Below are 19,705 nucleotides of genomic sequence, written 5' to 3'. Positions count from 1 at the left end.
GGGGTGCCTCCTCCCTCCCGCCCACGCAGCACCTACCCCGGAGAACCACCGTGCCGAACAGGACGCCACTGCTGTCCCCCCACGGGAAGGCCGTCGTCATCACCGGAGCCTCCTCCGGTCTCGGCGAGGCATGCGCCCGCAACCTCGCCCGGATCGGCTTCCAGGTGTACGCCGGTGTCCGGCGCACCGAGGACGCCGAACGGCTCACCGCGTCCGGGGCCGCCCGGCTCGTCCCCGTGATCCTGGACGTCACCGACGAGAAGACCATCGCCGCCGCCGTCGACCGGATCGCCGAGGAGAACCCCGAGACCGGCCTCTTCGGTCTGGTCAACAACGCGGGAATCGCCGTGACCGCACCGCTGGAGTGCGTCTCCCCCGAACTGCTGCGCCGGCAGCTGGACATCAACGTGGTCGGGCAGCTGGCGGTGATCCAGGGCTTCCTCCCGCTCCTGCGCACCGGCGCCGGACGGATCGTCAACATCACCTCCGGACTGGGCAACGTCGCCATCCCGTACCTGGGGGCCTACGCGGCGGCGCAGTTCGCGAAGGAAGGGCTCAGCGACGCGCTCCGCCGTGAACTGGCGCCGTTCGGCATCCCGGTCTCCGTCGTCCAGCCCGGAGCGGTCATGACGCCGATCTGGGACAAGATGGCGCTGGAGGCCGGCCGCACCCTCGAGGACGCCCCCGAAGCGGTCGCCGAGCTGTACCGGGACACCTTCCTGCGCTTCCTGGAGACCAACGAGCACTCGGCGCGCACGAGCGCGGTCACGGCGGACGACGTGGCCCGCACCGTCATGCGGGCGCTGGTCGTCAAGCGCCCCCGGACCCGCTACGGCGTCGGCAAGGACGCCACCGGCGGCCGGCTGCTGGCCCGTCTGCTGCCGGACCGGGCCATCGACAAGGTCTTCGGCGGCATCGTCACCGCCGCGTCCTGAGCCGCCGGCACCCTCACCATCCGTCCCGTATGCCCCGCGCAACCCCGCACAGAGAAGGAACACGCATGACCAACACCCCCCAGGAACTCAAGGACCTCTTCCGCCACAGCCTGGAGCTGCTGTCCACGGGTCGCGTCGAGGAGTGGGTGGGCCTGTTCGCCGAGGACGGCGTCCTTGAATTCCCCTACCCCGCCTGGGGCTTCCCGAGCCGGATGCAGGGCCGTGAGGAACTGCTCGCCCAGATGACCATGTTCGGCCAGCAGCTCAAGGTCGCGTTCTCCGAGCCCGAGTTCTACGCCGCCGGCGAGGACGGCCTGGTCATCGCCGCGTTCACCGGTGAGGCGACCCTGCTGGCGACGGGCGGCCAGTACACCCAGACGTACCTGTCGGTGGTCCGCTTCGAGGACGGCCGGATCACGCTCTACCGCGACTTCTGGAACCCGTGGCTGGTCATGGAGGCCGCAGGCGGCGAGATCGCCTGGAAGCAGGCGCTCCAGGCCCTCGCCGCCGGAACGGGCACCGCGGCCTCCTGACCGGCCGCCCACCCCTCGCGGCCCCGGCCACCACCCGGGGCCGCGCCCCTCGTCCGCACCTCACAGGAGACACACCCCAGATGATCGACCAGCACGGCAGCGACAGCAGCGCAGCGACGGACGCGGACCGAGCACGGGACGAGCCGATCGCCGTGATCGGCCTGTCCTGCCGGCTGCCCGGGGCCGAGGGCCCCGGCGCCTTCTGGGAACTCCTCAGGTCGGGCCGCGACGCGATCGGCGAGGTGCCGGAGGGCCGTTGGGAGTCCCCGGCCGGCGGGCACCACGGCCCCGACGGCCCGCCGGAGCGGCGCGGCGGGTTCATCGCCGACGCCGACGCCTTCGACGCCGCCTTCTTCGGCATCTCGCCGCAGGAAACCCTGGCGATGGACCCGCAGCAGCGGCTGATCCTCGAACTCGCCTGGGAGGCCCTCGAGGACGCCCGTATCCTCCCCGGCAGCCTCGAAGGCAGCAGCACCGGCATCTTCATCGGCGCCATCTGGGACGACTACGCCAAGCTGCTCCACTCGTACGGCGCGCCCGCCATCGGCCCGTACACCGTGACCGGCGCCCACCGCGGCATCATCGCCAACCGGGTCTCCCACGCCCTGGGCCTCCAGGGCCCGAGCCTCACCCTCGACAGCGCCCAGTCCTCCTCGCTCGTCGCGGTGCACGCGGCGTGCGCCAGCCTGCGCAGCGGAGAGTCGACCACGGCCCTGGCCGGCGGCGTCAACCTCAACCTCATACCGGAGAGCACCCTCGCCCTCGCCCGCCTGGGCGCCCTCTCCCCGGACGCCCGCTGCCACGTCTTCGACGCCCGGGCCAACGGCATCGTGCGCGGCGAGGGCGGCGGCCTCGTCGTCCTCAAGCCCCTGTCGGCCGCCCTGGCCGACGGCGACCCGGTCTACTGCGTGATCCGGGGCAGCGCCGTCAACAACGACGGTGCCACTCCGGGCCTGACCACTCCGGGCGAGGCCACGCAGAGCGCCGCACTGCGCGCCGCCTGCCGCCGGGCCGGCATCGACCCGGCCCACCTCCAGTACCTGGAGCTGCACGGCACCGGCACCCCCGTCGGCGACCCGATCGAGGCCCGGGCCGTCGGCGCCGTCACCGCCCCCGGCCGCCCGGACGAGCACCCCCTGCGCGTCGGCTCCGCGAAGACGAACGTCGGCCACCTGGAAGCCGCCGCGGGCATCGTCGGCCTGCTGAAGGTGGCCCTGAGCATCCGCCACCGGGCACTGCCGCCCAGCCTCCACTACGACGTCCCGAACCCGGCGATCCCCCTGGACCGGCTGCGGCTGCGCGTACAGGACGAGCTCGGCCCCTGGCCGCGGGAGGACGCCCCGCTGCTCGCCGCCGTCGCCTCGCTCGGCATCGGCGGCACCAACTGCCACATGGTGCTGGCCGAGCCGCCCGCCACCGCCCCTGGGGACGCGGCGGACGCGGCGGACACGGCGGTTACGGCGGTTACGGCGGTTACGGCGGAGGGCCCGCAGCCGGAAGCGCCGCTGCCGTGGGTGCTGTCGGGCCGCACCGAAGCGGCGGTACGCGCCCAGGCCCAGCGGCTCGCCGACCACATCGACGCCCGTCCGGCCGCCGGTGTCGCCTCCACCGGCCTCTCCCTGGCCACCACCCGGACCGCCTTCGAACACCGTGCCGCCGTCGTGGCGGGCACCCGCACGGAGCTGCTGGCGGGGCTGCGCGCCCTGGCCGGCGGACTGCCGTCCGCGCACGTGGTCACCGGTACCGTCCGGCCGGGCCGCACCGCCGTCCTGTTCGGCGGCGGCGGCAGCCAGCGCGTCGGCATGGGCCGTGAGCTGTACGCCGCCCACCCCGTCTACGCCGCCGCCTTCGACGCGGTCTGCGACGAACTCGACCGGCACCTCGACCGGCCCGTCCGCGCGCTGATCTTCGCCGAGCCCGGCAGCGCGGACGCCGCCCTGCTCGACCGCACCGACTACGCCCTGCCCGCACTGCTGGCGGTCGAGGTCGCCCTCTACCGGCTCTACGAGAGCTGGGGCGTCACTCCCGACTACGTCACCGGCCACTCCATGGGCGAGCTGGCGGCCGCGCACGTCGCCGGGGTCCTCTCCCTGCCGGACGTCTGCACCCTGGCCGCCGTCCGCGCCCGCCTCATCCAGTCCCGTGCGGGCGGCGCCATGGCCGCCGTACAGGCGGGGGAAGAGGAGGTCCTCGCGTCGTTCGAGACCCTCGGCGAGCACGTCGGCGCCGTGGCCATCGCCGGGCTCAACTCCCCGGACGGGACCGTCGTCTCGGGTGACGAGGACGCCGTGCTCGCGGTGTGCGCGTACTGGCGTGAGCAGGGCCGCAAGTGCAAGCGGCTCGCCGTCACCGTCGCCGGTCACTCGGCGCACATGGACGCCATCCTCGACGAGTTCGAGCGGACCGCGAGGACCCTCGACTACCGCGCCGCCCGCATCCCCGTGGTGTCCAACGTCACCGGCCGGATCGCCACGGACGAGCAGCTCACCGACCCCCGCTACTGGGTCCGGCACATCCGTGCCACCGTGCGGTTCGCGGACGGGGTGCGCTCCCTGCGCGACGCGGGGGTCACCACGTTCCTGGAACTCTCCCCGACCCCGGTGCTCACCCAGGCCGTGACCGCCACGCTGGAGGGCGACGGGCCCCGCCCGGCCGTCTTCCCGGCGCTCGCACGCGACGGCGGTGAGCGGCAGTCCGCGATGGCCGCCCTGGCCCGGCTGCACACGGCCGGGGTGGAGTGCGACTGGCACGCGGTGTTCCCGGCCGGTACTCCGCTGGTCTCCCTCCCGCCGTACGCGTTCCAGCGCAAGCGCTACTGGCCCGACCCGGCCGGCCGGCCCCGGGCCCAGGGCAGCGGCGGCCTGCGCGCGCTCGGCACCCCGGACGGCGGCGAAGCCGACGGCACGGCGGCGGTGCTGCGCGGCCGGCTCGCCCCGCTGTCCACCGCGGAGCAGGAACACGCCCTGCGGGAGCTGATCGACGCCGCCGCCGCGGTGGTCCTGCAACAGGCCGGGGAGGAACCGCTCGACCCGGCCGCGGCCTTCTCCGACCTCGGGTTCGGTTCCCTGCGCGCCGTCGAGCTGCGCGGCCACCTCGAAACCGCGACCGGACTGAGGCTGCCGGCGTCGCTGCTCTTCGACTACCCGACCCCCGCGGCGCTCGCCGCGCACCTGCGGGAGCAGCTGTCGGCGGACCCGGGGGCGACGGCGGAGGCGCGGCCGCAGACGGTGTCGGTCGCGGCGGCGGACGACGATCCGATCGTGATCGTGGGGATGAGCTGTCGTTTCCCGGGTGACGTCGTGGACCCCGAGGGGTTGTGGCGGCTGGTCGCCGAGGGCCGGGAGGGGATCTCGGAGTTCCCGGTGAACCGTGGCTGGGATCTGGAGGGTCTCTACGATCCGGATCCCGAGCGGCGCGGTACGTCCTATACGCGGCACGGCGGGTTCCTGCATGACGCCGACCGCTTCGACGCGGAGTTCTTCGGGATCAGCCCGCGCGAGGCGCTGGCCACCGATCCGCAGCAGCGGTTGCTGCTGGAGACGGCATGGGAGGCGTTCGAGCGCGCCGGGATCGACCCCACCGGGCTGCGCGGCAGCCAGACCGGCGTGTTCACGGGCCTGATGTCCCCGGACTACGGTCCCCGCCTGCACGAGGCCGTGGAGGACACCGACGGTTATCTCCTGACGGGCAGTTCGAACAGTGTGGCGTCGGGTCGGGTGGCGTACACGTTCGGCCTGGAGGGCCCGGCGGTCAGCGTGGACACGGCCTGCTCGTCGTCGCTGGTGGCGCTGCACCTGGCCGTACAGGCCCTGCGGCGCGGCGAGTGCACCATGGCACTCGCCGGCGGTGTGACCGTGATGTCCACCCCCGGAACCTTCGTGGAGTTCAGCCGCCAACGCGGCCTGTCCCAGGACGGCCGCTGCAAGGCCTTCTCCGACGACGCCGACGGCACCGGCTGGGGCGAAGGCGCCGGCCTGCTCCTGCTGGAGCGGCTGTCCGACGCCCGCCGCGCCGGCCGCCGCGTCCTGGCCGTCATACGAGGCAGCGCCGTCAACCAGGACGGCGCCAGCAACGGACTGACCGCCCCCAACGGCCCTTCACAGCAACGGGTGATCCGGCAAGCCCTCGCCTCGGCGGGGCTGTCGGGTGCCGACGTCGACGTGGTCGAAGCCCACGGCACCGGAACGAAGCTGGGCGACCCCATCGAAGCGCAGGCACTGCTGGCCACCTACGGCCAGGACCACGACCCCGACAACCCCTTGTGGCTCGGGTCGGTCAAGTCCAACATCGGCCACACCCAAGCCGCCGCAGGCGTGGCCGGGGTCATCAAGATGGTGATGGCCATGCACCACGGCACCCTCCCGGCCACCCTCAACGTCACTGAAGCTTCCCGCCAGGTGGACTGGTCGGCAGGCGCCGTGAACCTGTTGACCGAAGCCCGGCCCTGGGAAGCACCAGGCCGCCCGCGCCGCGCCGCGGTATCCGGCTTCGGCATCAGCGGCACCAACGCCCACCTCATCCTCGAAGAACCCGAACCGCACACCGCCGACGAACCCGCCCAGCCGACCGCGGGCCCCGTGTCGAGCGGCCCTGTGCTCTGGCCGCTGTCCGCCGCCGGTCCCGAGGCGCTCCGGGCTCAAGCCGCGCGCCTGCGCGACCACCTCACCACCGAGGCGCCCGCCGCCGACGCGGTGGCGGTCGCCCATGCCCTCGCCACGACCCGCGCGGCGCTCGGACACCGGGCCGTGGTCGTCGGCTCCGAGCGGGCCGAGTTGCTCGCCGCGCTGGACGCCTTCGCCCAGGGCGACAGCCCGGCGGCCGTACGGACCGGCGTGGCCCGCCCCTCCGGGCGTCTGGCGGTGTTGTTCGCGGGGCAGGGCTCCCAACGCGTGGGCATGGGCCGCGAACTGTACGCAGCGCACCCCGTCTTCGCCGAAGCCTTCGACGAGATCTGCACCGCGTTCGACCCACTCCTGGGACGCTCCCTCGCAGAGATCGTCTTCGCCGACAAGGACACACCCCAAGCCGCCCTCCTGGACGAAACACGCTTCGCCCAACCAGCCATCTTCGCCACCGAAGTAGCCCTCTACCGACTCCTCCACAGCTTCGGAATCCGACCCGACTTCCTCGCCGGACACTCCATCGGCGAAATCACCGCCGCCTACCTCGCCGGCGTATGGACCCTCACCGACGCCTGCACCCTCGTCGAAGCACGCGGCCGACTCATGCAATCCGCCCAGCAGACGGGCGCGATGGCATCCCTCCAGGCACAGGAGTCCGAAGTCCGCGCCACGCTCCCGCCCGGAGTCGACATCGCGGCCGTCAACGCACCCGACGCCACCGTCATCTCCGGCGACGCCGAAGCCGTGGACGCACTGATCACCACCTGGAAGAACCGCGGCCGCAAGGCAACCCGCCTCCGCGTCAGCCACGCCTTCCACTCCGCACACATGGACCAGATACTCGACGCCTTCCACCACACCGTCGAGACACTGCAGTTCCACCCCGCCCAACTCCCCCTCATCTCCAACATCACCGGCACCCTCACCACCGACCACGAACTCACCGACCCCACCTACTGGACCCGCCACATCCGCGAAGCCGTCCGCTTCGCCGACGGAATCCACACCCTCCGCACCCACGGCACCACCACCTTCCTGGAGGTCGGGTTCGACGCCGTGCTGACCCCGGCCGTCGCCGCGACCCTCGGCGACGACGAGCAGGTGCGGGCCATCCCTGCCGTACGGCGCCAGGGCGGCGAAGCCGCGTCCGTCGCGGCGGCACTGGCCGACGCCTACGCGTGCGGCGCGCTCACCCCCGACTGGGACGCCGTCCTGGGTACCGGCGATGCCGGAGCCCTCCGTTCCCGCCCCCTCGCCCTGCCGACGTACGCCTTCCAGGGCGAGCGGTACTGGCTGGAGGCCGCCGCCCCGGCCGGCGACCTGGGCCGACTCGGCCTCGACAGCGGCGCCGACCACCCGCTGCTGGCCGCCACCGTCGAACTCGGCGACGACCAGGGGCTGCTCCTCACCGGCCGGCTGTCGCTGCGTACCCACCCGTGGCTCGCCGGCCACGCGGTCGGTGAGCAGGTGCTGCTGCCGGGCACCGCCTTCGTCGAGCTGGCCCTGCACGCCGGCGACCGGGCGGGTCTCCCCGTACTCGACGAGCTCACGATCGAGTCGCCCCTGTTCCTTCCCGCGCGGGGAGCCGTACAGCTCCAGGTCGCCGTCAAGGCGCCGGAGGCCGACGGCCGGTGCGCGGTGACCGTCCTCTCCCGGCCGCACCGGACCCACGGTGCCGCCGACGGTGACACCCCGTGGACCCGGCACGCCTCGGGACTGCTGGCCGCCGAACCGTCCCGGCCGCAGCCCGCACCGCAGCAGTCGGAGGCCTGGCCTCCGGCCGGTGCCGAGGCCGTGGACGTGGAGGGCGTGTACGCGGCGCTGGCCGGGCTCGGGTACACCTATGGACCCGTGTTCCAGGGGCTGACCGGCATGTGGCGCAAGGACGGCGAGCTCTTCGCCGAGGTGCGGCTTCCCGAGGAAGCCGTGCGCGACGCCGGTGCGTTCGGGCTGCACCCGGCGCTGCTCGACGCCGCCCTGCACCCGCTCGTGCTGGCGGACGCCGCGGCGGGCGAGACCGTGGCGCCCCGCGTCCCGTTCTCCTTCTCCGGCGTACGGCTGCACGCGGTCGGTGCCGACATGCTGCGGGTACGGATCTCCCCGGCCGGCGACGGCACCGCCGCGCTGAGCCTCACCGACGGCAGCGGTGGCCCGGTGGCCCGGATCACCGAGCTGCTGCTCCGTCCGATGGACCTGGGCGCCACGCGCCCCGGCGGCGGGACGCTGCTGGCCGTGGAGTGGCAACCGCTCCGGCTCGAAGCGTCGGCCACCGCGCAGAGCCCCCGTTTCGCGGTCCACGAGGTCGTCGCCGGGCAACCGGCCCAGGCCGCCGGCGCCCTGGCGCTCTCCCGGATCCACGCATGGCTGGCGGAAGCCGAGGAGGGCGTACTGGTCGTCCGTACCCGCTCCGCGGACACCGACCCGGCGGGCGCGGCCGTCCGCGGACTCGTCCGCACGGCGCAGACCGAGCACCCCGGCCGGTTCGTCCTGCTGGACACCGACGGTGGTGACGTCCCATGGGACCTGGTCGCCGCCGCGGTGGAGTCCGGCGAATCCCAGCTGTCCCTGCGCGACGGGCGGTTGTCCGCAGCCCGGTTGGCCCCGGTCACGGGCGAGAGCGCTGCCGCCGGGCGCCCGGTCTTCCGCGCCGGGGGCACGGTGCTGGTCACCGGCGGTACCGGCACGCTGGGCATGCTGGTGGCACGGCATCTGGTGACCGAGCACGGCGTACGGAACCTGCTGCTGGTCTCGCGCCGCGGCCCCGCCGCCGACGGCGCCCGCGAGCTGACCACCGAACTCGAAGCACTCGGCGCCCACGTCGACATCGCGGCCTGCGACATCGCAGACCGAACCGCGATAGCCGGACTGCTCGACGGCATCCCGACGGACCACCCGCTGTCCGCCGTGATCCACACCGCCGGTGTGCTGGACGACGGCATTCTGGAGGCCATGACGGCGGAGCGGCTGGCCGCGGTCTTCGCACCGAAGGTCGACGCGGCTCGGCACCTGCACGAGCTGACGCGGGAGCTGGACCTGGACGCCTTCCTCCTCTTCTCCTCCGTGGCGGGCACCCTGGGCACCGCGGGGCAGGCCAACTACGCGGCGGCCAACGCCGGTCTGGACGCGCTGGCCACCGAGCGCCGCGCGGCCGGGCTTCCCGCGATCTCCCTGGCCTGGGGCCTGTGGGCGGAAGCCGGCGGTATGACCGTCGAGATGGCCGACGCCGACCTCGCCCGGATGCGCCGCGCCGGCATCGCGCCGATGTCGAACGCCGAGGGACTGGCCTTCCTCGACACCGCCCTCGCCGGGACCGCCCCGGCCGTCGTCGCGGCCGGCCTCGACCTGGCCCAGCTCCGCGGCCGGGCCGCGGCGGGCACCCTGCCCGCCCTGTTCCGCCGACTGGTCCGGGTTCCGGCACGCCGCCGCACCGCCGGAGAGGGCGCGGACGGCTCGTGGGCCGCGCGGCTGCGCGCCATGCCCGCCGCCGAGCGCGAGCAGACCGCACTCGCCCTCGTACGGGCGCAGGCCGCCGCCGTGCTCGGGCACTCGGGCACCCGGGCCGTGCCCGCCGACCGGGCGTTCAGCGAGCTGGGATTCGACTCACTGACCGCGGTCGAGCTGCGCAACCGGCTCAACCAGGCGACGGGGCTGCGGCTGCCGGCGTCGCTGCTCTTCGACTACCCGACCGCGAGCGCTCTGGCGGCGCACCTGCGGGCCGAGGTACTCGGCACCGACGAGCCCGGCGTCGACGTGCCCGGGACCGACGGCACGTCGACGGCGGCCGATGTCCTCCCCGTCGACGACGATCCGATCGTGATCGTGGGGATGAGCTGTCGTTTCCCGGGTGACGTCGTGGACCCCGAGGGGTTGTGGCGGCTGGTCGCCGAAGGCCGCGAGGGGATCTCTGAGTTCCCGGTGAACCGTGGCTGGGATCTGGAGGGTCTCTACGATCCGGATCCCGAGCGGCGCGGTACGTCCTATACGCGTCACGGCGGGTTCCTGCATGACGCCGACCGCTTCGACGCGGAGTTCTTCGGGATCAGCCCGCGCGAGGCGCTGGCCACCGACCCGCAGCAGCGGTTGCTGCTGGAGACGGCGTGGGAGGCGTTCGAGCGCGCCGGGATCGACCCCACCGGGCTGCGCGGCAGCCAGACCGGCGTATTCGCCGGTGTGATGTACCACGACTACGCCTCGCGGCTGCAGCCCATTCCGGAGGGATACGAAGGCCTGCTGCTGACCGGCAACACCGGCAGTGTGGCGTCGGGTCGGGTGGCGTACACGTTCGGCCTGGAGGGCCCGGCGGTCAGCGTGGACACGGCATGCTCGTCGTCGCTGGTGGCGCTGCACCTGGCGGTGCAGGCCCTGCGGCGCGGCGAGTGCACCATGGCGCTCGCCGGCGGTGTGACCGTGATGTCCACCCCCGGAACCTTCGTGGAGTTCAGCCGACAGCGCGGCCTGTCCCAGGACGGCCGCTGCAAAGCCTTCTCCGACGACGCCGACGGCACCGGCTGGGGCGAAGGCGCCGGCCTGCTCCTGCTGGAGCGGCTGTCCGACGCCCGCCGCGCCGGCCGCCGCGTCCTGGCCGTCATACGAGGCAGCGCCGTCAACCAGGACGGCGCCAGCAACGGACTGACCGCCCCCAACGGCCCTTCACAGCAGCGGGTGATCCGGCAAGCCCTCGCCTCGGCGGGGCTGTCGGGTGCCGACGTCGATGTCGTCGAAGCCCACGGCACCGGAACGAAGCTGGGCGACCCCATCGAAGCGCAAGCACTGCTGGCCACCTACGGCCAGGACCACGACCCCGACAACCCCCTGTGGCTCGGGTCGGTCAAGTCCAACATCGGCCACACCCAAGCCGCCGCAGGCGTGGCCGGGGTCATCAAAATGGTGATGGCCATGCACCACGGCACTCTCCCCGCCACCCTCAACGTCACCGAGGCATCCCGCCAGGTGGACTGGTCGGCAGGCGCCGTCAACCTGCTGACCGAAGCCCGACCCTGGCAGACGGAAGGCCGCCCGCGCCGCGCCGCGGTATCCGGCTTCGGCATCAGCGGCACCAACGCCCACCTCATCCTCGAAGAACCCGAACCGGCGGAAACCCCCCAGACCGACAGCACCGTTCACGAGGGCGGCAGCCCCTGCCTGCCCCCGTTCATCCTCTCCGCCCGGGCCGAGCAGCCCCTGCGGGACATCGCCGCGCGGGTGAGCGAGATCCTCGCCCCCGCCGACGTGGCCCCCGCCGACGTGGACACCACCGCTGTGAACCCCGCCGACGTGGCCTGGTCCCTGCTGACCACCCGCGCCGCCCTCGATCACCGCGCCGTCGTCACCGCCACCGGCCGTGACGACGTACGCGAGGCCTTGGACGCCCTCGCCGCCGGACGGCCCGACCCGCGCGTGGTCACCGGCCTCGCCGCCTCCGGCGGCCTCGGGGACACCGTGTTCGTCTTCCCCGGCCAGGGGTCCCAGTGGACCGGCATGGCCCTCGAACTCCTGGAGAGCTCACCCGTCTTCCGGGACCGGATGGCCGAATGCGCCGAGGCACTCGCCGAGTTCACGGACTGGTCCCTGCTGGACGTCCTGCGTGGTGCGCCCGGTGCGCCCGGCTACGACCGGGTGGACGTCGTCCAGCCCGTCCTGTTCGCCGTCATGGTGTCGCTCGCCGCGCTCTGGGAGTCGTACGGCGTCCGCCCGGCCGCGGTCGTCGGGCACTCCCAGGGCGAGATCGCCGCGGCCGCCGTGGCGGGGGCGCTCAGCCTCCAGGACGCGGCTCGTGTCGTCGCCCTGCGCAGCCGCGCCCTCGGTGCCCTCGCGGGCACCGGCGGCATGGTGTCGGTGCCCCTGCCGTACGAGGAGACGGACCGCCGCATCGCGGCCTGGGCCGGCCGGCTCTCGGTCGCCACCGTCAACGGACCCGGCTCGTGCGTGGTCTCCGGAGACCCGGACGCACTGGACGAACTGCTCGCCGCCTGCGCGACCGAGGAGATCCGGGCCCGGCGCATCCCCGTCGACTACGCCTCCCACTCCGCGCACGTCGAGGCCATCGAGGAGGAGCTGCTCACCCTGTTGGCGCCCGTCGCACCCCGTGCCTCGCGCGTCCCCTTCTATTCGGCCGTCACCGGTGACGTGCTGGACACCGAGGAACTCGACGCCGCGTACTGGTACCGCAACCTGCGCGCCACCGTGCGCTTCGACGTGGCCACCCGGACCCTGCTGGAGCACGGCCACGGCGCGTTCATCGAGGTCAGCCCCCACCCGGTGCTGACCACCGCCGTCCAGGACTCCATCGCGGCGTCGGCGGCCCCGGGGGCCGAGGCGGTGGCGCTGGGCACCCTGCGCCGCGACGAGGGCGGGCTGGAGCGCTTCCACGCCTCCGTCGCCGCCGGATACACCGCCGGGCTGGAGGTGGACTGGAAGGCCGCCTTCGACGGCGAGGGCACCACCCGTCCCCGCCGCCACGTCGACCTGCCCACCTATCCCTTCCAGCACGTCTCGTACTGGCTCGACGCGACGGCCCCGGCCGGTGACATGAACACCGCCGGCCTGCGCAGCGCCGACCACGCGCTCCTGGCGGCCGCCGTCGAGTTCGGTGACGGACGCGGACTGCTGCTCTCCGGCCGGCTGTCGCTGCGCACCCACCCGTGGCTCGCCGACCACGCCGTCAGCGGCACCGTGCTGCTGCCCGGCACCGCCTTCGTCGAACTCGCCCTGCGGGCTGCGCGCGAGGCCGGGTGCGCCCACGTGGAGGAGCTCGTCATCGAGGCGCCGATGGTGTTCGCGGAAGGCACCGCCCTGCGCCTCCAGGTCTCCGTCGGCGAACCGGCCGCGGACGGCCGGCGCAGCGTGACGGTGCTGTCCCGGACCGATGACGACGACCCACAGGGCACCTGGGTCCGGCACGCCACCGGCACGCTGGGCACCACGCCGGCGCCTGCCGCCCCCCTGCCGGAGGCGTGGCCGCCGCCGGGCGCGGTGCCGGTGGACCTCGAAGGCGCGTACGAGCGGCTCGCCGCCCAGGGTTACGAGTACGGACCCGCCTTCCAGGGCCTGCGCGCCCTGTGGCGCGGCGACGACGGAACCGACGTGTACGCCGAAGTGGCCCTCGCGCCCGAGGAGAGCGCCGGAGCCGACGCGTTCGGGCTGCACCCGGCCCTGCTGGACGCGGCCCTCCACCCGGTGGTGCTCGGCACGCTGGGCGCGACCGAGGAAGGCGCGCTGCCGTTCTCGTGGAGCGGGGTCACCCTGCACGCCGAAGGCGCCCAGGCGCTCCGCGTGCGGCTGCGTACGGTCGGCCGCGACGAGATCGCCGTCTCGGTCGCCGACGCGCTCGGCGGCCCGGTCGCCGACGTGGGTGCGCTGAGCCTGCGCGTGGTCGACAAGGACCGGCTGCGCGCGGCCGGGACCCGGCAGGTGCCGCTGCTGCGGATGGACTGGCAGCCGTACGAGGTCCCCGCGGGCTCGGCCACCGGCACCGGCTCCCGGGTATGGGAGCCGGCGGCCGGCTCCGGCGAGGTTCGCGAGGTGCTCACCGGGGTGCTGGCGCGGCTGCAGTCGCACGTCGCCGACGAGGCGACGGAGCCTCTGGTCGTGGTGACCCGGCAGGCCGTGGCCGCTCCCGGCACAGCCGCGCCGGATCCGGTCGCGGCGGCCGTCTGGGGGTTGGTCCGCACGGCGCAGACCGAGCACCCCGGCCGGTTCCTCCTGCTCGACCTGGAGAGGGACGCCGAGCTGCCCGTGCTGGCGGAGACCGGCACCGAGACGCAGTTCGCCGTACGCGGAGGGCAGTGGTTCCTGCCGAGGCTGGTCCCGGCCGCGGGCGAGAGCGCTGCCGCCGGGCGCCCGGTCTTCCGCGCCGGGGGCACGGTGCTGGTCACCGGCGGCACCGGGGCGCTGGGCATGCTGGTGGCACGGCACCTGGTGACCGAGCACGGCGTACGGAACCTGCTGCTGGTCTCGCGCCGCGGCCCCGCCGCCGACGGCGCCCCCGAGCTGACCACCGAACTCGAAGCACTCGGCGCCCACGTCGACATCGCGGCCTGCGACATCGCAGACCGAACCGCGATAGCCGGACTGCTCGACGGCATCCCGGCGGACCGCTCCCTGTCCGCCGTGATCCACACCGCCGGCGTCCTCGACGACGGCACCCTGGAGACCATGACGGCGGAGCGACTGGACACCGTCTTCGCCCCCAAGGCCGACGCGGCCCACCACCTGCACGAGCTGACGCGGGACCACGACCTGGACGCCTTCGTCCTGTTCTCCTCGTACGCCGGCACCATCGGCAACGCGGGACAGGCCAACTACGCCGCAGCCAACACCTACCTCGACGCACTCGCCGAACACCGCCACACCCAGGGCCTCCCCGCCACCTCCATCGCCTGGGGCCTGTGGGCGGACGCCAGCGGCATGACCGGCGAACTCACCGCCGCCGACCTGGCCCGCCTCGGTCGCTCCGGCATCGCGCCGCTCGCCGCCGACCAGGGGCTCGCCCTGTTCGACGCCGCCCTCGCCGGGACCGCCCCGGTCGTGGTCGCGGCCCGCCTCGACCTGGCCGCCCTGGCCCGGAGCGGCGGACCGGTCCCGAGTGCTCTGCGGGGTCTCGTACGGCCCACCGCGCGGCGGGCCGCGACCGCCGCCACGGGGACCGGTGACTCCGCCGGCGGCGGGCTCGCCGACCGCGTACGCGCTCTGGCGGCCGATGAGCGCCGGCGGCTGGTCACCGAAGTCGTGGCAGCCGAGGTGGCCGCCGTACTCGGGCACACCGACCCCCGCGCCGTACCGGTGGACCGCCCCTTCATGGAGCTGGGATTCGACTCGCTGACCGCGGTCGAGCTGCGCAACCGGCTGAACCGGGCGACCGGGCTCAAGCTGCCGGCGTCGCTGGTGTTCGACCACCCGACCGTCGCCGTGCTCGCCACCCAGCTCACCCGTGAGCTCGGGGGCGATGACGAGGGGACGGGGACCGAAGCGGGCGCGAGCGCACCGACGGCGGTGCCGGCCGTCCTCACCGACGACGAGCCGATCGCGATCGTCGGGATCGGCTGCCGCTTCCCGGGAGGAATCACCGACCCCGAGGGGTTGTGGCGGCTGGTCGCCGAAGGCCGCGACGCCATCGGGGACTTCCCCGACGGCCGCGACTGGGACCTGGACGCCCTGTTCGACGCCGATCCGGAGCAGCGGGGGACGTCGTACACGCGGCGCGGTGGGTTCCTCTACGACGCGGACCGCTTCGACGCGGAGTTCTTCGGGATGAGTCCGCGCGAGGCGCTGGCCACCGACCCGCAGCAGCGGTTGCTGCTGGAGACGGCGTGGGAGGCGTTCGAGCGGGCGGGGGTCGACCCGGCCGGCCTGCGCGGAAGCCAGACCGGCGTGTTCGCCGGCGTCATGTACAACGACTACGCCTCACGCATCAAGCGGGCGCCCCGGGACCTGGAGGGCTACCTGGTCAACGGCAGTTCGAACAGTGTGGCGTCGGGTCGGGTGGCGTACACGTTCGGCCTGGAGGGCCCGGCGGTCAGCGTGGACACCGCGTGCTCGTCGTCGCTCGTGGCGCTGCACCTGGCCGCACAGGCCCTGCGGCGCGGCGAGTGCACCATGGCGCTCGCCGGCGGTGTGACGGTGATGTCGACTCCGGCGACGTTCGTGGAGTTCAGCCGGCAGCGAGGCCTGTCCCAGGACGGCCGGTGCAAGGCCTTCTCCGACGACGCGGACGGCACCGGTTTCGCCGAGGGTGCGGGGCTGCTGTTGCTGGAGCGGCTGTCCGACGCCCGCCGCGCCGGCCGCCGCGTCCTGGCCGTCATACGAGGCAGCGCCGTCAACCAGGACGGCGCCAGCAACGGGCTCACCGCCCCCAACGGCCCCTCACAACAACGCGTCATCCGCCAGGCCCTCGCCTCCGCCGGACTCACCGGCGCCGACGTCGATGTCGTCGAAGCCCACGGCACCGGAACCCGCCTGGGTGACCCCATCGAAGCGCAGGCACTGCTCGCCACCTACGGCCAGGACCACGACCCCGACAACCCCCTGTGGCTCGGCTCGGTCAAATCCAACATCGGCCACACCCAAGCCGCCGCAGGCGTGGCCGGCGTCATCAAAATGGTGATGGCCATGCACCACGGCACCCTCCCCGCCACCCTCAACGTCACCGAGGCATCCCGCCAGGTGGACTGGTCGGCAGGCGCCGTCAACCTCCTCACCGAAGCCCGACCCTGGCAGACGGAAGGCCGCCCGCGCCGCGCCGCGGTATCCGGATTCGGCATCAGCGGCACCAACGCCCACCTCATCCTCGAAGAACCCGAACCGCACACCGACGACGAACCCACCCACCCGACCACGGACCCGGTCCCGGTCCCGGTCCCGTGGGTGCTCTCCGCCCCCACCGGCGCCGCACTCCGCGCCCAGGCGGAGGCCCTCGTCGCACACGTCGAGGCCGACCCGGCAGCCGCTGTCCCGGCCGCGACCGGCCTTGCTCTGGCCACCGGCCGCACCGCCTTCAGCCACCGCGCGGCCGTGGTGGGCCGCGATCAGGAGGAGTTCCTGACCGGACTGCGGGCCCTGGCCGAAGGCCGGGCGGTGCCGTCCGTCGTCCAGGGCCGGCCCGTCAGCGGGTCCCGCCTGGCGGTGTTGTTCGCGGGGCAGGGCTCCCAACGCGTGGGCATGGGCCGCGAACTGTACGCAGCACACCCCGTCTTCGCCGAAGCCTTCGACGAGATCTGCACCGCGTTCGACCCGCTCCTGGGACGCTCCCTCGCAGAGATCGTGTTCGCCGACAAAGACACACCCCAAGCCGCCCTCCTGGACGAAACACGCTTCGCCCAACCAGCCATCTTCGCCACCGAAGTAGCCCTCTACCGACTCCTCCACAGCTTCGGAATCCGACCCGACTTCCTCGCCGGACACTCCATCGGCGAAATCACCGCCGCCTACCTCGCCGGCGTATGGACCCTCACCGACGCCTGCACCCTCGTCGAAGCACGCGGCCGACTCATGCAATCCGCCCAACACACGGGCGCGATGGCATCCCTCCAAGCACACGAAACCGAAGTCCGCGCCACACTCCCCCCCGGAGTCGACATCGCGGCCGTCAACGCACCCGACGCCACCGTGGTCTCCGGCGACGCCGAAGCCGTGGACGCCCTCATCACCACGTGGAAGAACCGCGGCCGCAAAGCAACCCGCCTCCGCGTCAGCCACGCCTTCCACTCCGCACACATGGACCAGATACTCGACGCCTTCCACCACACCGTCGAGACACTCCACTTTCACCCCGCCCAACTCCCCCTCATCTCCAACGTCACCGGCACCCTCACCACCGACCAGGAACTCAACGACCCCACCTACTGGACCCGCCACATCCGCGAAGCCGTCCGCTTCGCCGACGCAATCCACACCCTCCGCACCCACGGCACCACCACCTTCCTGGAGGTGTCACCAGCCGCCGTACTGTCGCCTGCCGTGGAACGGGTCCTCGACGAGGCGGCGGAGGACCGCCCGGCCGTGGCCGTCGCCGTTCCGGACCCGGCCGCATTGGCCGTGGCGGTGGGCCGGATGTACGTGACCGGAGCCGCCGAGCTCGACTGGGCGGCGCTGTTCCCGCGAGGAACACGGCCGGCGCCCGTGCCCACGTACGCCTTCCAACGACAGCGCTACTGGCTCTCCCCGTCACCCGAGGAGCACGCGGCTCCGGCCCTGCCGGGGGCCGGGCACCACCCGGTGCTCGGCGCCGGCTTGGAGTTGGCGGACGGCAGCACGGTTCACACGGCCCGGCTGTCCGCCGCCACCCACGCGGAACTGGTGGACCAGGAGCTGGCCACGGGCGGCGTGCTGCTGGACGGCACCCCCCTGGTGCTCACCCGGCACGCCCCGCTGCGCCTGCCCGCCGAGGAAGCCCTGGACGTACAGCTCGCTCTCGCCCTCCCCGATGCGCGCGGGCACCGCACGGCCGTCCTGCACTCCCGCCCGGTGGCAGCCGCGGGTGCCCGGCCCGGGCCGTGGCGGCGCCACGCCGAAGCGGTGCTTCCGGCCGTGGCCGGCTGTGCGCCCGCCGCCGCGCTGTACAGGGTGGACCACATCGCCCTGCCGTCCGGTGCGTCGGCTCCGGAGCCGGCCCCGATCGACCCGGGGGACGTCCTGTTCACCGTGCCCTCCGGAGCCGGACCGCGGGAAGCGGCCGCGGAGACGCTGGCACGGATCCAGCGGCTGGCGGCCGAGGAGGACCCGGCCGTACGACGTCTCGTCGTGGTCACCTCCCGCGCGGTCACGGTCGACGGAGAGCCGCTCACCGCCGGTCCCGACGCTGCCGCCGCCCGCGGACTGGTCCGTAGCGCGCAGTCGGAACTGCCGGGCCGGCTGGTCCTCCTGGACACCGACGGCAGCGACGCCTCGACGGCAGCCGTGCCCGCGGCACTGGCGACCGGGGAACCGGAGCTCGTGCTGCGTGCCGGGACGGTGTACGTGCCCCGCCTGGTCCAGGCCGGTCCCGCCGACCCCGCCGGTCCCGCCGATCCCGCTGCGGCCGCCCGGCCGGTGCTGAGCCCGCAGGGCACGGTGCTGGTCACCGGTGGTACCGGAGCGCTGGGCATGCTGGTGGCGCGGCACCTGGTGACCGAGCACGGCGTGCGGAACCTGCTGCTGGTCTCGCGCCGCGGCCCCGCCGCCGACGGAGCCCCCGAGCTGACCACCGAACTCGAAGCACTCGGCGCCCGCGTCGACATCGCGGCCTGCGACATCGCAGACCGAACCGCGCTGGCCGAGCTACTGGACGGCATCCCGGCAGACCACCCCCTGTCCGCCGTGATCCACACCGCCGGCGTACTCGACGACGGCACCGTGCAGACCATGACGGCGGAGCAACTAGACACCGTCTTCGCACCCAAGGCCGACGCAGCCCACCACCTGCACGACCTGACGCGAGACCACGACCTGGACGCCTTCGTCCTGTTCTCCTCGTACGCCGGCACCATCGGCAACGCGGGACAGGCCAACTACGCCGCAGCCAACACCTACCTCGACGCACTCGCCGAACACCGCCACACCCAGGGCCTCCCCGCCACCTCCATCGCCTGGGGCCTGTGGGACGGGGACGGCATGGGCGGCAGCCTCGCTGCCGGCGATCGGAGCCGCATGGACCGGTCCGGCGTACGGGCGATGCCCGCCAAGGCGGCCCTCGGCCTGCTCGACGCCGCACTGACCGGGGCGGATCCCGCCCTGGTCGCCGTGGACCTGGACGGGGCGGCACTGGCGGAGCGGGCGGCGTCGGGCGCCCTGCCGGCGATCCTCTCCGCGCTCCCGGCGGGCGCCTCGGACCAGGCCGGGTCCGAGGACACCGCTGCCGAACCAGTGGTGCTGGACGCCGAGCAGGCGTACGCGCTGGTGCTGCGCACCGTCGCCGAGGTCCTCGGTTACGACGATCCGGACGAGGTGGAGGTCGAGGAGGAACTGCTCGACCTGGGCTTCGACTCGCTGATGGCGGTCGACCTGCGTAACCGGCTGACCACCGAGACCGGGCTGGTCCTGCCCAGTTCGCTGGTGTTCGACTTCCCGACGATCCGCAAACTGGCGGACCACCTCGCGGAGCAGCTGGCCCCGCAGACCGACGCCTAGGGCGCCTGTCACA

3 protein-coding genes are annotated in these 19,705 nt (G+C 73.8%); all 3 read left to right on the top strand.

Annotated features, from left to right (window positions below; translation table 11 throughout):
- Positions 1-50: 50 nt before the first annotated feature.
- The 3 genes from AC07FJ_RS29395 to AC07FJ_RS29385 all read left to right on the top strand — a co-directional run bounded on the left by AC07FJ_RS29395 (position 51) and on the right by AC07FJ_RS29385 (position 19,692).
- Positions 51-935 carry an SDR family oxidoreductase gene (locus AC07FJ_RS29395; RefSeq protein WP_479052268.1) on the top strand — a complete coding sequence of 295 codons (885 nt, stop codon included), beginning with the start codon at positions 51-53 and terminating at the stop codon, positions 933-935.
- Positions 936-1,000: 65 nt separating this feature from the next.
- On the top strand, positions 1,001-1,468 hold the full coding sequence (locus AC07FJ_RS29390; RefSeq protein ID WP_479052267.1) for a nuclear transport factor 2 family protein: 468 nt from the start codon (positions 1,001-1,003) through the stop codon (positions 1,466-1,468).
- Positions 1,469-1,548: 80 nt separating this feature from the next.
- Positions 1,549-19,692: an SDR family NAD(P)-dependent oxidoreductase gene (locus AC07FJ_RS29385; RefSeq protein WP_479052266.1), complete on the top strand. Its 18,144-nt coding sequence runs from the start codon at positions 1,549-1,551 to the stop codon at positions 19,690-19,692.
- Positions 19,693-19,705 lie beyond the last annotated feature (13 nt).

Source organism: Streptomyces sp. NPDC045998, from assembly GCF_056430285.1.
The sequence above is the reverse complement of the archived record's forward strand: the minus strand, read 5'-3'. Positions and strand labels throughout refer to the sequence as shown.

What these genes read in the sequence shown, in the direction of transcription:
- AC07FJ_RS29385 (WP_479052266.1), top strand. Translation starts at nt 1,549, where the DNA reads ATGATCGACCAGCACGGCAGCGACAGCAGCGCAGCGACGGACGCGGAC.
- AC07FJ_RS29390 (WP_479052267.1), top strand. Translation starts at nt 1,001, where the DNA reads ATGACCAACACCCCCCAGGAACTCAAGGACCTCTTCCGCCACAGCCTG.